The organism is Pseudooceanicola aestuarii (assembly GCF_010614805.1).
In the GTDB taxonomy this organism is placed as follows: Bacteria; Pseudomonadota; Alphaproteobacteria; order Rhodobacterales; family Rhodobacteraceae; genus Pseudooceanicola; species Pseudooceanicola aestuarii.
Window position 1 is genome coordinate 2,172,261 of record NZ_JAAFZC010000001.1, and the last position, 14,486, is coordinate 2,186,746.

Genomic DNA, 14,486 nt, shown 5'->3' on the forward strand with positions numbered 1-14,486 from the left:
ATGACCGACAAGAGCGGATCCAACAGCACCAACCAATCCACCGTCGCGGCCTTTGCCATCCTGGAGGAAATGGCCCGGAGGGGCGAGCCGTCGCGCGTCACCGACCTTGCCAATGACCTGGGGATGCCACGGGCGCGGATCTACCGCTACCTGCAAACGCTGGTGTCGCTGGGCTATGTCCGGCAGGATCCCGTGACCGAACGCTACCGCCTGACGCTGAAGCTGTTTCACCTGGGCCAGGCCATCGCCGACGCGACCCAGCTGACCAGCGTGGCCCGACCGGTCATGGCCGCGCTGCGCGACCGGGTCGGCCAGACCGTCACCCTGTCCCTGCCCGAGGACATCGGCATGCGCGTGATGGACATCGTGCGCATCGAGACCCCGGTGCAGATCGTCACCCGGCCCGGCGCGCTGCTGTCGTTCTTTACCTCGGCACAGGGCAAGCTGGCCCTTGCCTGGGGCAAGGCCGAGACCCGCACCCTGGCGCAGAAGGGCCCCAATCCCGCGCGGCTGGCAGAGGAGATCATCCGGGCCCGCACCCTGGGCTGGGCCATCGCGCCGGAGGAGGCGCTGCCCGGCGTCAATGCCATCTCGGCACCCGTTTTCGACATTGAGGGCCGGTTCGCCGCGACGATCACCATCGTCGGATCGGTCCAGGATATCACCCCCGAACCGGCGGAGGCGCTGGTCGCCGCCGTCACGCAGGCCGCCCGGGAAATCTCGGCCGACCTGGGATGCATGGAGTACCCCATATGACCCGATATTCCCTTGCCATCGACATCGGCGGCACCTTTACCGATGCCGTGCTGCTGGCCTCTGATGGCCGCAGCTTTGTCGACAAGACGTTGACCACCCACGACAATCTGCTTGAGGGGTTCTTTCGCGGGGTCGAACTGGTGACAGGCCGGGCAGGCATCGCCCCGCAGGAGGTGGATGATGTCGTCGTCCATGCCACCACGGTGGTCACCAATGCGCTGATCGAGCGCAAGGGCCCGCCCGTGGCCCTGCTGCTGACCGAGGGGTTTCGCGATATCCTCTATATCCGCGAGGAGCACCGCTATGACATGTACGACCCGCAGATCGAATTCGCCGAACCGCTGATCCCGTCGGACCGGACCTTCACGCTGAACGAACGCGTCTATGCGGATGGCAGTGTCGGCCGCCCCGTGGATGCCGATGCGGTCCGCGCGGTCATCGCGCAATGCCGCGCGCAGGGCATCGTTTCGGTGGCGGTCTGTTTCCTGAATTCCTACCGCAACGGCAGCAACGAGGAAGAGGTGCGCCGCATCTTCGCGGAGGAGGCGCCGGAGATCTATGTTTCCCTGTCCTCCGTCATCGCGCCGCAGATGCGGGAATACCTGCGCGCCTCCACCGTGGCGATCAACGCCTACACGGTGCCGATCACGCGTCCCTACCTGACCGCCCTGATCGAGGAGCTGAAGGCCCGCGGTTTCTCCCAGCAGCCGCTGATCATGCTGTCCAACGGCGGGGTGATCGGGGCAGAGCGGGCCTCCACCATGCCGGTACGGATGATCGAAAGCGGCCCGGCGGCGGGCGCGCTGGTGGCCTGCTACTTCTCCCGCATCTTTGGCATTCCCGACCTCATCAGCTTTGACATGGGCGGCACCACGGCCAAGGCCTGCATGGTGCAGAACCACGAACCGCTGGTCACCGGTACCTTCGAGGTCGATCGCCGCTACAGGTTCAAGCCGGGGTCGGGGATGCCGATCACCGTGCCCTCCATCGACATGATCGAAATCGGCGCCGGGGGCGGATCCATCGCCACGGTGGACGATCTGGGCCTGCTGAAGATCGGGCCGGAAAGCGCGGGGTCGATGCCCGGACCGGTCAGCTACGGGCGCGGCGGGACGGATCCCTGCGTCACCGATGCGGATCTGGTTCTGGGTATTCTGGCCGCCGACAGGTTCCTGGGCGGCGACATGCAACTGGACCTGGCCGGGGCGCAGGGCGCCTATGACCGGCTGGGCGACCAGCTGGGCCTGTCGCGCGAACAGGCGGCCTGGGGCGTGTTCGAAGTCGTCTGCGAACAGATGGCCGCCGCAACCCGCACCCATGCCACCGAACGCGGCATCGATTATCGCGGCCAGCCGCTGCTGGCCTTTGGCGGGGCCGGGCCGGTCCATGCCTGCATGGTGGGCGAACTGACAGAGGCGTCCTCGGTCATCTATCCTCCGCTGGCGTCGGTCCTGTCGGCCTTCGGCACGCTGGTGACACCGGCGCAGATCGACCTGGTGCGCAGCCATGTCGCCACGCTGGACACGCTGGACTGGGACGGGGTGGACCGGGTGCTGTCCTCGATGATCGCGGAGGGCGCCACCGCCCTGGGCGAGGCCGGGATCCGGGAGGCCGATTACAGCTTCGCCTACGCGGTGGAGATGCGCTACCTCGGCCAGCAATCCGAAGTGCGCATCGACCTGCCGGGCGATCCCCGCCAGGCCCGCAGCGCCGAGGATATCCGTCGCCTGTTCGAGGCGGAGTACGACCGCCAATACGGGCTGCGCCTGGACGGGATGCAGATCGAGATCGTGAACTGGCTGGTCACCGCCTCGGGCCGCCAGCCCGACCGCCACGCGGGCCAGGGCGGCAGCGGCACGCAGGGCAGGGGGCAGGAAACCCGCCCCGTGCATATCAGGGGCGTGGCCGAAGACGTGCCCGTCTGGCGGCGCGACGCCATCACCGATGCAGATCGCATCGCCGGTCCGGTGATCATCGAGGAACGCGAAACCACGATCTTTGTCCTGCGGGGCTGGGATGTCACACGCCACGAGAGCGGAAGCCTCGTCGCGGCCAAGACGGGAGAAAAATAATGGACGGCGTCGAACTTCAGATCCTGTGGTCCAACCTGATCGGGATCGTCAGCGAACAGGCCCGCGCCCTGCAACGCATCGCCTTTTCCCCCATCGTGCGGGAAGCGGGCGACCTGGCCAACGGGCTGTTCGACGAACAGGCCCGCATGGTGGCCCAGGCGGTGACCGGCACGCCGGGTCATATCAATTCGCTGGCCGCCGCCGCGCGCAACCTGCTGGCGGAATGCGATACCGACGCGCTGCAACCGGGGGACGTGCTGATCACCAATGATCCCTGGATGTCGGCAGGTCATTTCTTCGACATCACGGTCCTGTCGCCGATCTTTCGCGGCGACCGGATCATCGGCTATGCAGGCTCCACGATCCACCATTCCGACATCGGCGGCTATGGCATCGGTTCGGGTGCGCGGGACATCCACGAAGAAGGGCTGTGGATCCCCACGATGAAGCTCTACGAGGCCGGCAAGCCCAACGAGACATTGTTTCAGCTGATCCGCCGCAACGTGCGCACGCCCGATGCGCTGATGGGCGATCTGGGCGCGCAGGTGTCTTCGGGCATGATCGCCTCGGACCGGCTGAACGCGCTGTGCGATCGCTATGGGCTGGAGGACATCGCCGCGCTGAGCGAGGAGATCATCTCCCGCTCGGAGGCGGCGACGCGGGACGCCATTCGCAAGCTGCCGGGCGGCACCTACCACGGCAGCTCTACCTTCGATGTTCCGGGTGGGGAGGAAATCACCCTGAAGACCGCCGTGACCGTGGATGCCGAGGCGGGGGAGATCGTGGTCGATTTCGACGGCTCTTCCGGGCCGTCCTCCATGGGGATCAACGTGGTGCCCGCCTATACCCATGCCTACGCGACCTTCGCGGTGCGCTCGTCCCTGAACCCGGATCTGCCGAACAACGCCGGGTCTCTGGCGCCGATCCGTCTGAAATTGCCCGAGGAATGCGTGGTGAACGCGAAATACCCCTCGCCGGTGAATGCGCGCCATGTGGTGGGGATGTACGTGCCTTTCCCGATCCTCAAGGCGTTGGCCCAGGTGGTGCCCGATGCCGTGGTGGCCGAAGGGTCCGGGGCCGTCTGGACGGTGCAGATCCAGGGCAAGGACCGCGATGGCCGGCCCTTTACCTCGTCGATGTTCAACTATTCCGGTGGCATGGGCGCACGGGCGACAAAGCCGGGGATTTCGGCGGTGTGCTATCCCACCGGCGTTTCCGCCGTCCCCGTGGAGGTTCTGGAGGCCTCCTATCCCATCGCCTTCACCTGCAAGGAACTGGCGCATGGCACCGGCGGCGCGGGCGCGCAGCCCGGCGGCGATGGGCAGCGCATCGGCTACCGGATGCGCACCGGACGGACCTGGCTGTTGAACACCATTCCCTCGCGTCTGAAATCCGGGCCGGAGGGGCTGTTGGGTGGTCAGGACGGTCAGCCCGGTACGTTCCACATCAACGGTGAGACGGTCGCCGATACCCGCAAGAAGGAAATGCAGCCCGATGACGAGGTCTTCATGATCACGCCGGGCGGCGGCGGCTACGGCGCCACCTGACCTTCGGCGCGGGCTCTTCCCGGCGATCCCCGCCGCAGGCGCGCTGTCCCGCGCCTGCGGCACCTTGCCTCGACGCCGCCGGACCGGTGGCCGGTGCCGGGAACGCTAGCCGCCGAGCCGCGCGGTCATACCGGCGGCACAGAACGCGATCAGCCCCTCCGGGGCCAGCGGTATCTGCCGGGTTTCCACCGGCTCCTGGGCCAGCGCGGCCACCCGCCAGCCGGTGGTGAGAAACGCCAGCAGGGCCGAGACGGCATAAACCAGTGCCTCCGCCCGGGCCGAGGCCGAGGCGCGGGGAAACAGGCGGGCCATCTCCTGCAAGAAGTCCTGTGCGGTGGGATCGAAAACCGCCGCTGTCAGGTCACGCCACCGCGCATCCGCCGACACCAGCGCCACCAGTCGTGCATAGGCCAGCCATTGCGCATCGACCCGCGCACGGCTGATCAGCGGCTCGAAGAAACACCGCAACAGCCCTGCGGCATCCGGTCCGCGCCCGTTTCCGGCCTCCTCCTGTCCCGTATCGCTGGCCCCGCCCCTGGCGCGGACGGTTTCCAGCGCCGCCAAACGGTGCCGCGCCAGGTCGTTGCCGCGCCGGGTGATCACCTGTTCGAACAGTGCCGCCTTGCCGCCGCCGTGGTGATGCACCAGCCCCAGCGGCACGCCCGCCTCCGCCGCGACGTCGCGCATGGTGGCCGCGTCATAGCCCGCCTGCGCAAACACCCGTTCGGCGGCGTCCAGGATCGTGGTCCGCCGCTCCAGCGCCTTGGCCGAGGGCGCACGCTTGCGCGGTGCGGCGGTTCGGGGCGCGGCAGAGGGGGCAGAGGATGACGGGGCGGAGGGTGACGTGGCGGCCATCGGAAAACTCTTGCCTTATATTGAACATCTGTTCAATCTAACCGCCAGGGAGAGGGAGAACAACATGGCGTCTGCAACCGGACAATATGCGCTGATCGGTGCCGGGCCGATGGGTTTGGCTGCGGCCAAGGTGCTGATCGAACACGATATTCCCTTTCAGGGGTTCGAGATGCATACCGATGTCGGCGGGCTGTGGGACATTGATGGCCCGAACTCCACGATGTACGAGACGGCGCATCTGATCTCCTCCCGCTCAATGACGGAATTCACCGATTTCCCGATGGCCGACGGCGTAGCGGAATATCCCTCGCACCGGGAAATGGCGCGGTATTTCAGGGATTTCGCCGATCACTACGGGCTGCGGCAGCATTTCCGCTTTGGTGCTCAGGTGACGGAGGTTACGCCGCTGGGCGCACCGGGCGAAGGCTGGCGGGTTGCCTGGCGCGATGCCGAGGGGACCCATACGGCGGAATTCGCAGGCGTGCTGATCGCGAACGGCACCTTGTCCGAACCCAACATGCCGACGTTCTCAGGCCAGTTCGCGGGCGAGATCCTGCACAGTTCGCAATACCGCAGCCCGGATGTCTTTCGCGACAAGCGGGTGCTGATCGTCGGGGCGGGCAATTCCGGCTGCGACATCGCCGTCGATGCCATCCACCACGGCCAAAGCTGCGACATTTCCATGCGCCGGGGCTATTATTTCGTGCCCAAGTACATCTTCGGCCGCCCGGCCGACACGCTGGGCGGCGCGATCAAGCTGCCGATGTGGCTGAAACGCAAGGTCGACGGCGCCATCCTGCGCTGGTTCGTGGGGGATCCGTCGAAATACGGCTTTCCCATGCCGGATTACCGCCTGTACGAAAGCCATCCGATCGTGAACTCGCTGATCCTGTTCCACGCGGGCCATGGCGACATCGCCGTGCGCCCGGATATCGACCGGACGGAGGGGCACCGCGTCTGGTTCAAGGATGGCAGCAGCGCGGAATATGACCTGATCCTGGCCGCGACAGGCTACCGGCTTCACTACCCGTTCATCGACCGCGCCTTGTTGAACTGGCAGGGAGATGCGCCGCATCTCTACCTGAACGCGCTGCATCCCGATCGCGACGACCTGTTCGTGCTGGGCATGGTCGAAGCTTCGGGCCTGGGCTGGCAGGGCCGCCACGAACAGGCAGAGCTGGTGGCGCGCTACATCAGGGGGTTGAACGATGGCTCCGCCGCGGCGCTTCGCTTGCAGGCGGAGAAGGCGCGCGGTTTCGACCGTGCCACGGGGGGCATGCGCTACCTCGACCTGCCGCGCATGGCCTATTATGTGGACAAGGCCACCTACCGCAAGGCCGTCACCGGGTGGAGCCGCACCCTGACCAGGGACGCCCGCACATGACCCCCATCGATGACGTCACCCTGAACTTCAGCCCCGCCTCCCTGATGCTGCTGAACGCGATCCTGGCCATTGTGGTGTTCTCCGTCGCGATCGACCTGACCCTGCGCGATTTCCGAACGCTGGGTCGCGCGCCCAAGCCGCTGTTCGTGGGCTTTGCCGCGCAATTCCTGGTGCTGCCTGCGGTGACATTCGCGCTGGTCATGGTGACGCGGCCGCAGGCCTCCATCGCGCTGGGCCTGATCCTTGTGGCGGCCTGTCCGGGCGGCACGATCTCCAACTTCTTCACCCACCGGGCGCGGGGCAACACCGCGCTGTCGCTGTCGATGACGGCGCTGGCCACCATCGGGGCCATTGTCCTGACGCCTCTGAACATCGCGTTCTGGGGCGGGCTCTATCCGCCCAGCCGCGAGATTCTGCGCCAGACGGCGGTGGATCCGGTGACGGTGGCGATCACCGTGGGGCTGATGCTGCTGCTGCCGCTGGTGCTGGGGATCACGCTGAACACCCGCGCCCCGCGCCTGGCCGATCGGCTGCGCGGGCCGTTGAAACATGTGTCGATGGGGATCTTCGTGGTCTTCATCCTGGCCGCCCTGGCCGGGAACTGGAGCTATTTCCTGGCATATGCCGGGCCGATCTCGGGGCTGGTCATCGCCCATAACGCGCTGGCGCTTGCGGGGGGCTATGCGCTGGCGCGGGCGGCGGGGCTGACGGTGGCCGACCGCCGGGCCGTGACGCTGGAGACGGGGATCCAGAATTCCGGTCTGGGGTTGGTGCTGATCTTCGCCTTCTTCGGAGGTCTGGGCGGCATGGCCATCGTGGCGGCGCTGTGGGGGATCTGGCACGTCATTTCCGGCTTTGCCGTGGCGGCGCTGTTCGTGCGCCGAGACGACGCATGACGCGGATCCTGATCACCGGCGCGGCGGGAATGATCGGCCGCGCGCTGCTGTCGGAATTGCAGGCGCGCGGTCAGGCGGGCGATGTCCTGGCGACCGACCTGGCGCCGCCCGAAGATCTGCCCGAAACGGTGGCCTTTCGCCGGCTGGACGTGACCACAGACGCCGCGGCCGGTATCATCGCCGCGGCCCGGCCGGAGGTTATCGTGCACCTGGCCTCCATCGTGACGCCGGGTCCGGGGATGGGCCGCGCGGCGGCCCATGCGGTGGATGTGGCGGGCAGCGGCCGGGTGATCGCGGCGGCGCGGCAGGCCGGGGTGCGGCGGTTGGTGGTGACCTCCTCCGGGGCGGCCTACGGCTACCATCCCGACAACCCGGTGCCGCTGCGCGAGGGCGACGCCCTTCGCGGCAATCCCGAATTTCCCTATGCCGATCACAAGCGCCAGGTGGAGGAGATGCTGGCCCGCGCCCGCGCCGATCACCCCGCGCTGGAACAGGTGGTGCTGCGGGTCGGTACGGTTCTGGACACGGGCACCGACAATCAGATCACGGCCCTGTTCCACAAGCGCCGCCTGCTGGCGATCCGCGGCAGCGACAGCCCCTTTGTCTTCATCTGGGCACAGGATCTGGCCCGGATCCTGGCGCGGGCGGCGCTGGAGGGACCGGCGGGGATCTTCAACGTGGCCGGTGACGGCGCATTGGGCATCGACGATCTGGCCCGGCGCCTGAATCGCCCGGTGCTGCGCCTGCCTGCCGCCGCTTTGCGCGCGGCGCTGGCGCTGGCGAAACCGCTGGGCCTGTCGCGCTACGGGCCGGAACAGGTGCGGTTCCTGCAATTCCGCCCGGTGCTGGCCAATGACGCGTTGAAATCCGAATTCGGCTATACCCCAAGGCTGAGCAGCGCCGAGGTCTTCGACCTTTGGTGCCGGGGGGAGGGGCTGTGAAACATGCGGTGATTTCCGGCGGCGCGGGCGGGCTGGGGCTGGCATTGTCGGCGGCGCTGCGGGGCCGGGGCTGGCGGGTCAGCCTGCTGGATCGCGACATCTCCGCCGTGCGGGAGATGCCGCAGCAGCAGGTCATCGCCTGCGATCTGACCGACCCGGCGGCGCTGGCGGCGGCCTGCGCGCAGGTGACGGCGGGCGGCGCGGGGGTGGACCTGGCGATCTACAATGCCGGGATCACCCAGATCGGCCCGTTCGACACCCTGTCCGAGGCCGCCCACCGACGGGTGTTCGAGGTGAATTACTTCGCCGCCGTGGCCATGGCGGGGCACTTGCTGGAAGCGGTGCGGCAAGTGGGCGGGACGCATCTGGCGATCTCTTCGGTGGCGGGGTTCACGCCGCTGTTTCACCGGACGGCCTATGCCGCATCAAAACACGCGTTGGAGGGGTTTTTCAAATCGCTCCGCTCGGAGGAGGCGGCGCATGACGTGCGCGTGCAGATCGCCGCACCGTCCTTTGTGGCCACGAATATCGGCCGGGCCGAACGGCAACCGGACGGGATCGCCCGGCCCGGATCGGCCACCGACGGGATGGATTACATGACCCCCGAAGCCGCCGCCCGCGTCATCCTGCGCGGGCTGGACAGGGCCGGGCCGATGATCCCGGTGGGCCGCGTGGCGCGCGCGGCCTGGTGGATCAACCGCCTGTCCCCCGCCACCTTTCAGCGGTTGATGGAGCGGAACATGCGCGATTCGGGAAAACCGGATTGAGGGAACTGGCCACCGTGACCGGTGGCGCGGCGTGACGGGGCTGGCGCGGCATGATGGGGCTGGCCGAAGGAAGGCGCCTCGCACCGTGACCGGCCAGCCTGGATCGGCCAGCCCGGATCAGCCGGACCCGAGGGCGGCGGACAGGGTTGCCACCGGCCCCGCCCGCCCCTGTCTTTCATCCCGCCCTTCACCCCACGTGGGCGTCGTCGGGGGCGCGGGGCAGCAGCGGCCGGATCGCGCGCAAGGCACCGTCGATATAGGTCAGCAGCACCGGCACCACCACCAACGTCAGCAGCGAGGACGAGATCAGTCCGCCGATCACCGCATGGGCCATCGGCGCGTTCTGCCCGGATCCGCCATGGATGTTCAGCGCCAATGGCAACATCCCGAAGATCATCGCCAGCGTGGTCATGACGATGGGCCGGAACCGTGTCGATCCGGCCTCCAGCAGGGCGTCGAACAGGTTCAGCCCGGCACGGCGGTGCTGGTTGGCATTGTCCACCAGCAGGATCGCGTTCTTCACCACCAGCCCCATCAGCATGATGAACCCGATGACGGAAAACATGTTCAACGTCGAGCCGCCGACCAGCAGGCCCCCCATCACCCCGATCAGCGCCAGCGGCAGCGAGGACATGATCGCCAGCGGCTGCACGAAGCTGCCGAATTGCGAGGCCAGCACCAGGTAGATGAACACCACCGCCAGGGTCAGCGCCGCCAGCGCCGAGGCGCCGGATTCCGCGATCTGTTCGCTGTCGCCGCCGAACCCTGTGCGATAGCCGGGTGGCAGGTCCAGCGCGGCGATCGCCTGCGCGACCAGCGGCTGCGCGGCACGGATGTCGATCCCGTCCAGCCCGGCCGTGACCTCGACCGACCGCTCGCGGTCCTCCCGCGTGATCTCTCCCGGTCCGGTTGAGCTCTGGACCGTGGCGATCTGGTCCAGCCGGATCACCCCGGTGCCGTCGGCATTGGTGGCCACCGGCAGCGATCCCAGCCGGCTGGCGTCGTTGCGCACCGCCTCCGGCAGGCGCAGCAGCACGTCGTAGCTGTCGCCGTCGGGCGCCGTCCAGTCCGACACCGTCTGGCCCGCGATCATCGGCGACAGCGCCCGCCCGACCTGCGCAAGCGACACGCCCAGGTCCGAGGCCGCGTCGCGGTCGATGCGGATGCCGATGGTGGGTTGCGGGTCGTCCAGGCTGGTACGGACATCGGCAAATCCGGGGATCGCCTCCAGCTTCTCGGCCAGTTGGCGGGACAGGCGGGTCAGTGCTTCCAGGTCTTCGCCGTAGATCTTGACGGCGACGGGGGTGGCCACACCGCTGCCGAAGGAGCCGGGCGGGCCGACGCGGAACCGGGCGCCGGGCACGGCCTCCAGCGCCTCGCGCATTGGCGGGGTCAGGGTGGTGGGTGTCTCCGATCGCTGCGTCGTATCGGTCAGGCGCACGATGATGGAGGCGGCGTTTTCCCCCGAGTTGGTGCCGGAATTGACCGTCGCATAGGTGCCGACCACCTGCGGAAATGCGCGCAGGATGCCGTCCACCTGAGCGATCTTTTCGGCCGTGCGCGCCAGCGGCGTGCCCACCGGCATCTCCAGATCTACCTGCATTTCGGAATTGTCCGCCGGGGGCACGAACTCCGCACCGACCAACGGGAACAATGCCAGCCCGCCGATAAAGAAGGCCAGCGCCGCCATCAGCGTCGCCTTGCGCCAGCGCAGGCAGATCCGCAGCAGCCCGCGATAGCGCCGGGCCAGCCAGTCGAAGAACCGTTCGAACTGGTGTACCGCCCGGCCCAGCGGCCCGCGTTTCGCGCCCGGTTCCGCCGCCGGGTCGTACCAGACCGACGACATCATCGGATCCAGCGTGAAGGAGACGAACAGCGAGATCAGCACCGCCACCGACACGGTGATGCCGAATTGCAGGAAGAACCGGCCCAGGATCCCCTCCATGAAGGCCACGGGCAGGAAGACGGCGACGATGGAAAGGGTGGTGGCAAAGACGGCCAGCCCGATCTCGTTGGTGCCGTCCAGTGCGGCCTGCCTGTGATCCTTGCCCATGTGCAGGTGGCGCATGATGTTCTCGCGCACCACGATGGCGTCGTCGATCAGGATACCCACGGCCAGCGACAGCGCCATCATGGTCATCATGTTCAGGGTGAAGCCCAGGAAATAGATCGCCGCCATGGTCCCGATGATCGAAATCGGTAGCGTCAGCCCGGTGATCACCGTGGATCGCCAGGAATTCAGGAACAGGAACACGATCACCGTGGCCAGCAACGCGCCTTCGATCAGCATGGATTGCACGGATTCGAAGCTGTGTTCGACGGGCACCGCATTGTCGCGGATGATCTCAAGGTCGATGCCGTCATACAGGGGATCTTCGGCCAGCGCCGCGATCTCTTCCCGCACGGCCTCGGCCACGGCGACGGTATTGGCGCCCTGGGTCTTCACGATGTCCACGGCCAGCGCTGTCTCTCCGTTCAGCATGGCAAGGGAGGTGCGTTCCGCCATTTCCGTGCCGATGCTGGACACGTCGCCCAGACGCACCGGGTAGCCGCCGCGCCGGGCGATGATGATTTCGTCGAAATCGCCCAGGTTCTCGATCCGGCCTTCCACCTGTACCGTCTGCTTGCTGCCGCCTTCGGTCACCGCGCCGGCGGGAAGGTCGGTGTTTTCCGCCGCCAGCGCCGCCGCGATTTCGGAGGCGCCGATGCCAAGCGCGGCCTGTCGGTCCGGGTCGATCAGCACATGGACCTCGCGCGGCAGCCCGCCCACGACCGAGGCGCGGCCCACGCCGGGGATGTTGGACAGCCGGGTCGCCAGCTGATCCTCTGCCAGGGCGGTCAGCACGCCGGTGTCATAGCGATCCGACGACAGCCCGACCGAGATGATCGGCAGCTCCGAGGGGTCGAACCGCAGGATCTGCGGATCCTCGGCGGTGTCGGGCAGGGTGCCCTCGATCTGGGCGATGCGGTCACGCACGTCCTGCGCCGCGACGGAGCTGTCGATCTCCAGTTCGAACTGGATCAGCACCAGGGAGGAACCCGTCTGCGCGGTGGAACTGATCGTGTCGATGCCCGACAGGGTGGATACACTGTCCTCCATCGGCTTGATGATGTCGGCCTCCACCGCTTCCGGGGTCGCGCCGGGGTAGGAGGTGACGACGGCCACCACCGGGAAATCGACCTCGGGCAGCTGTTCCACCGGCAGGCGCTGGTAGGAGAACAACCCGATGACGAAGATCGCGACCATGACCATGGTGGCGAAGACAGGTTGGTTGACGGAAATCCGGGTCAGGAACATGGCTCAGTCCCCGACCACGGTGATCTTGGTATCCGGTTGCAGCCGTTCCAAGGGAGCGGCGACGATCACGTCGCCCTCGGCCAGGCCCGCGGCGATTTCCGCCTTGCGGCCCCGGTCCCACATGCGGGCCACGGTGACGGGTTGGCGGATGACCCGGTCGCCGTCGCGTTTCAGAACGAAATCGCCCGCATCGTCGCGGCGCAGAGCGTCGGCTGGGATGCCGATGGCGCCGTCCTTGCTGTCCAGCACCAGCACGCCCGAGGCGAACATGCCGCCGCGCAGCTCTCCCTGGGGATTGTCGATGGTGGCATAGATCGGCAGGATCCGGGTGCCAGTGGCCGCCACCGGGGCAATCCGTTCCACATTGCCCGCAAAGCTGCGGTCGCCAAAGCCATCGACGCTGATTTCCACCCCCTGGCCAATGCGGATGCGCGGCGCGTAGAACACCGGCACGGCGCCCTCCAGCTCCAGCGTGGAGATGTCGACCAGCGTCATCAGCGCGGTGCCAGGGCTGACATAGGCGCCGGGATCGACATTGCGGGCCGAAATCATGCCATCGAAAGGCGCGGTGATCGTGGCCTTTTCCAGCGACTTTTCCGTCGTCGCCACCTGGGTTTCCAGCGCGTGCAGATTGGCCTGCAATTGCTGTACGTTGGCCTGATCGCTGTCCAGGGTGGAAGACGTCGCCACCCCCCGGTTCACCAGGCTTTGCGTCCGCTCCAGCTGGGCGCGGGCAAATTCCAGCTGGGCGCGGGTGGCGTCGGCGGTTGCGCGGCTCTGCTCCACCTGGTTGCGCAGGGTCTCGATGTCGATGCGCACCAGGACCTCACCGGTGGCGGCGGGTTCACCGGCACGTTTCTCCACGCTGTCGACGCGGCCCGCGACCTCTGCCGGGATGCCCAGTTGGCGGGCGGGGTCCAGCGAACCGGTAAGGCGCAGCGTCTCCCGCAGGGGGCCGCGCGCCACCGTCGCCAATTCGGAGGGCAGCAATTGCATCACCACCTCGCGGCGGGGGGGCTCCGCCTCCGTCTCCGCTTCCGGGGCGGCGCTTTCCGTCTCTTCCGTCGGAGGGGTGCCGATCAGGCCGCGATCGGCGGCGACCCACAGGCCGGCGCCCAGCCCTGCCAGCCCCAGCACGACCCAGGGCCAGCGCCGGCGCGGGCCGCGTCGTCCTTCGGCCCGGGCAGCCTGCGCCTTGCGTTCGCGACCGGTCAGCGCCCAGTCAGGCTTGGGCGGTTCCTTGGAGGATCGGGTCATGTTCGGGTGTCTCCCTTCGGGGACGGGCTGGGCTGGCCGGCGCGGGGATCCGCGCGATCCGGCGCCTCCGGGGTCAGGCATTCGGTCCAGTCGCGCAGGAAATCCGCAGACCGGCGATAGAAATCCGCATGATCCGCGACCTTCTGGCGGGCAGAGGGGGCAGGGGCCTTGCCCTTCCCGTCACCGTCCTGCGGCGCTTCTGTCAGCTCGGCGGCGATGGCGTCGATGGTTCGGGCGTGGCGGTCAAAGCGCTGCGCCATGGCGGTCAGGACACTGTGCTGCGGCGTTTCCACCGCCCGCCACAGATCCTGCCGCGTGCCCTTGTGCGCCTCTCGAACGGCGGCGCCCCAGGTCTCAAGTTGCCGCAGGTTGGTCGAGACGGAGGCCTTGGACACGCCAAGTGCCTGTGCGATGCGGGTCAGGCTGCGCGCCTCTCCGGCGAGGACAAGGTAGCCCACGATTCGGCCGGCGATGCGCGGCGCACCCTCCTGCTGGGAGATCAGTCCCAGGGTTTCGATGAACCTGTCCTCTGCCGGGGTGGGCGGCGGGTCCGGGGGTGTGAAGGTCATGGTCGGTCCTGCATGGCGCGGCACATGTGTGTTCGCATCGTTCAGTATGGACTGAATTCACGCGGTGGCAATGGCGGTCAGCGCCACGCGCGACCACTTACGCCACGTTATTTTACCGGGATGGGAACCGGGACTGGATCGGAA

The 14,486-nt window shown here is 67.7% G+C and carries 11 protein-coding genes; 7 read left to right on the forward strand and 4 right to left on the reverse strand.

The window, feature by feature from the left end; translation table 11 throughout:
- The 3 genes from G5A46_RS10330 to G5A46_RS10340 are packed head-to-tail and all read left to right on the forward strand — an operon-like array spanning position 1 to position 4,375.
- Complete coding sequence (locus G5A46_RS10330) at positions 1 to 756, forward strand: IclR family transcriptional regulator (protein ID WP_163849316.1); 756 nt, start codon at positions 1 to 3, stop codon at positions 754 to 756.
- Positions 753 to 2,828: a hydantoinase/oxoprolinase family protein gene (locus G5A46_RS10335; protein WP_163849317.1), complete on the forward strand. Its 2,076-nt coding sequence runs from the start codon at positions 753 to 755 to the stop codon at positions 2,826 to 2,828. The genes G5A46_RS10330 and G5A46_RS10335 overlap by 4 nt, the downstream gene beginning before the upstream one ends.
- Positions 2,828 to 4,375 (forward strand): hydantoinase B/oxoprolinase family protein, encoded by a 1,548-nt coding sequence (locus tag G5A46_RS10340; RefSeq protein WP_163849318.1) that lies wholly within the window; start codon positions 2,828 to 2,830, stop codon positions 4,373 to 4,375. Before G5A46_RS10335 ends, G5A46_RS10340 begins: the two co-directional genes overlap by 1 nt.
- 105 nt (positions 4,376 to 4,480) lie before the next feature.
- On the opposite strand, the gene G5A46_RS10345 is transcribed toward G5A46_RS10340, so the two are convergent.
- Positions 4,481 to 5,230, reverse strand: coding sequence for a TetR/AcrR family transcriptional regulator (locus tag G5A46_RS10345; RefSeq protein ID WP_163849319.1), 750 nt, complete (start codon positions 5,228 to 5,230; stop codon positions 4,481 to 4,483).
- Between the two features lie 64 nt (positions 5,231 to 5,294).
- On the opposite strand from G5A46_RS10345, the gene G5A46_RS10350 reads away from it, so the two are divergent.
- Genes G5A46_RS10350 through G5A46_RS10365 form a run of 4 tightly spaced genes read left to right on the forward strand, consistent with a single transcriptional unit; the run spans position 5,295 to position 9,218 of the window.
- A complete protein-coding gene (locus G5A46_RS10350; protein WP_163849320.1) occupies positions 5,295 to 6,614 on the forward strand; it encodes a flavin-containing monooxygenase in 1,320 nt (439 codons plus the stop codon).
- On the forward strand, positions 6,611 to 7,510 hold the full coding sequence (locus tag G5A46_RS10355; RefSeq protein WP_163849321.1) for a bile acid:sodium symporter family protein: 900 nt from the start codon (positions 6,611 to 6,613) through the stop codon (positions 7,508 to 7,510). Before G5A46_RS10350 ends, G5A46_RS10355 begins: the two co-directional genes overlap by 4 nt.
- A complete protein-coding gene (locus G5A46_RS10360) occupies positions 7,507 to 8,451 on the forward strand; it encodes an NAD-dependent epimerase/dehydratase family protein (RefSeq protein ID WP_163849322.1) in 945 nt (314 codons plus the stop codon). The genes G5A46_RS10355 and G5A46_RS10360 overlap by 4 nt, the downstream gene beginning before the upstream one ends.
- Positions 8,448 to 9,218 (forward strand): SDR family NAD(P)-dependent oxidoreductase, encoded by a 771-nt coding sequence (locus G5A46_RS10365; protein ID WP_163849323.1) that lies wholly within the window; start codon positions 8,448 to 8,450, stop codon positions 9,216 to 9,218. Before G5A46_RS10360 ends, G5A46_RS10365 begins: the two co-directional genes overlap by 4 nt.
- 187 nt (positions 9,219 to 9,405) lie before the next feature.
- Here the strand turns inward: G5A46_RS10365 and G5A46_RS10370 are convergent, their stop codons facing one another.
- Genes G5A46_RS10370 through G5A46_RS10380 form a run of 3 tightly spaced genes read right to left on the reverse strand, consistent with a single transcriptional unit; the run spans position 9,406 to position 14,342 of the window.
- The gene (locus G5A46_RS10370; RefSeq protein WP_163849324.1) at positions 9,406 to 12,516 is read right to left on the reverse strand and encodes an efflux RND transporter permease subunit; all 3,111 of its coding nucleotides are present in this window, start codon (positions 12,514 to 12,516) and stop codon (positions 9,406 to 9,408) included.
- Positions 12,517 to 12,519: 3 nt separating this feature from the next.
- On the reverse strand, positions 12,520 to 13,773 hold the full coding sequence (locus G5A46_RS10375) for an efflux RND transporter periplasmic adaptor subunit (protein ID WP_163849325.1): 1,254 nt from the start codon (positions 13,771 to 13,773) through the stop codon (positions 12,520 to 12,522).
- Positions 13,770 to 14,342, reverse strand: a complete 573-nt coding sequence (locus G5A46_RS10380) for a GbsR/MarR family transcriptional regulator (RefSeq protein ID WP_163849326.1) — start codon at positions 14,340 to 14,342, stop codon at positions 13,770 to 13,772. Before G5A46_RS10380 ends, G5A46_RS10375 begins: the two co-directional genes overlap by 4 nt.
- Positions 14,343 to 14,486 lie beyond the last annotated feature (144 nt).

What these genes read in the sequence shown, in the direction of transcription:
- G5A46_RS10355 (WP_163849321.1), top strand. Translation starts at nt 6,611, where the DNA reads ATGACCCCCATCGATGACGTCACCCTGAACTTCAGCCCCGCCTCCCTG.
- G5A46_RS10380 (WP_163849326.1), bottom strand. Translation starts at nt 14,342, where the DNA reads ATGACCTTCACACCCCCGGACCCGCCGCCCACCCCGGCAGAGGACAGG.
- G5A46_RS10345 (WP_163849319.1), bottom strand. Translation starts at nt 5,230, where the DNA reads ATGGCCGCCACGTCACCCTCCGCCCCGTCATCCTCTGCCCCCTCTGCC.
- G5A46_RS10330 (WP_163849316.1), top strand. Translation starts at nt 1, where the DNA reads ATGACCGACAAGAGCGGATCCAACAGCACCAACCAATCCACCGTCGCG.
- G5A46_RS10340 (WP_163849318.1), top strand. Translation starts at nt 2,828, where the DNA reads ATGGACGGCGTCGAACTTCAGATCCTGTGGTCCAACCTGATCGGGATC.
- G5A46_RS10375 (WP_163849325.1), bottom strand. Translation starts at nt 13,773, where the DNA reads ATGACCCGATCCTCCAAGGAACCGCCCAAGCCTGACTGGGCGCTGACC.
- G5A46_RS10350 (WP_163849320.1), top strand. Translation starts at nt 5,295, where the DNA reads ATGGCGTCTGCAACCGGACAATATGCGCTGATCGGTGCCGGGCCGATG.
- G5A46_RS10360 (WP_163849322.1), top strand. Translation starts at nt 7,507, where the DNA reads ATGACGCGGATCCTGATCACCGGCGCGGCGGGAATGATCGGCCGCGCG.
- G5A46_RS10370 (WP_163849324.1), bottom strand. Translation starts at nt 12,516, where the DNA reads ATGTTCCTGACCCGGATTTCCGTCAACCAACCTGTCTTCGCCACCATG.
- G5A46_RS10335 (WP_163849317.1), top strand. Translation starts at nt 753, where the DNA reads ATGACCCGATATTCCCTTGCCATCGACATCGGCGGCACCTTTACCGAT.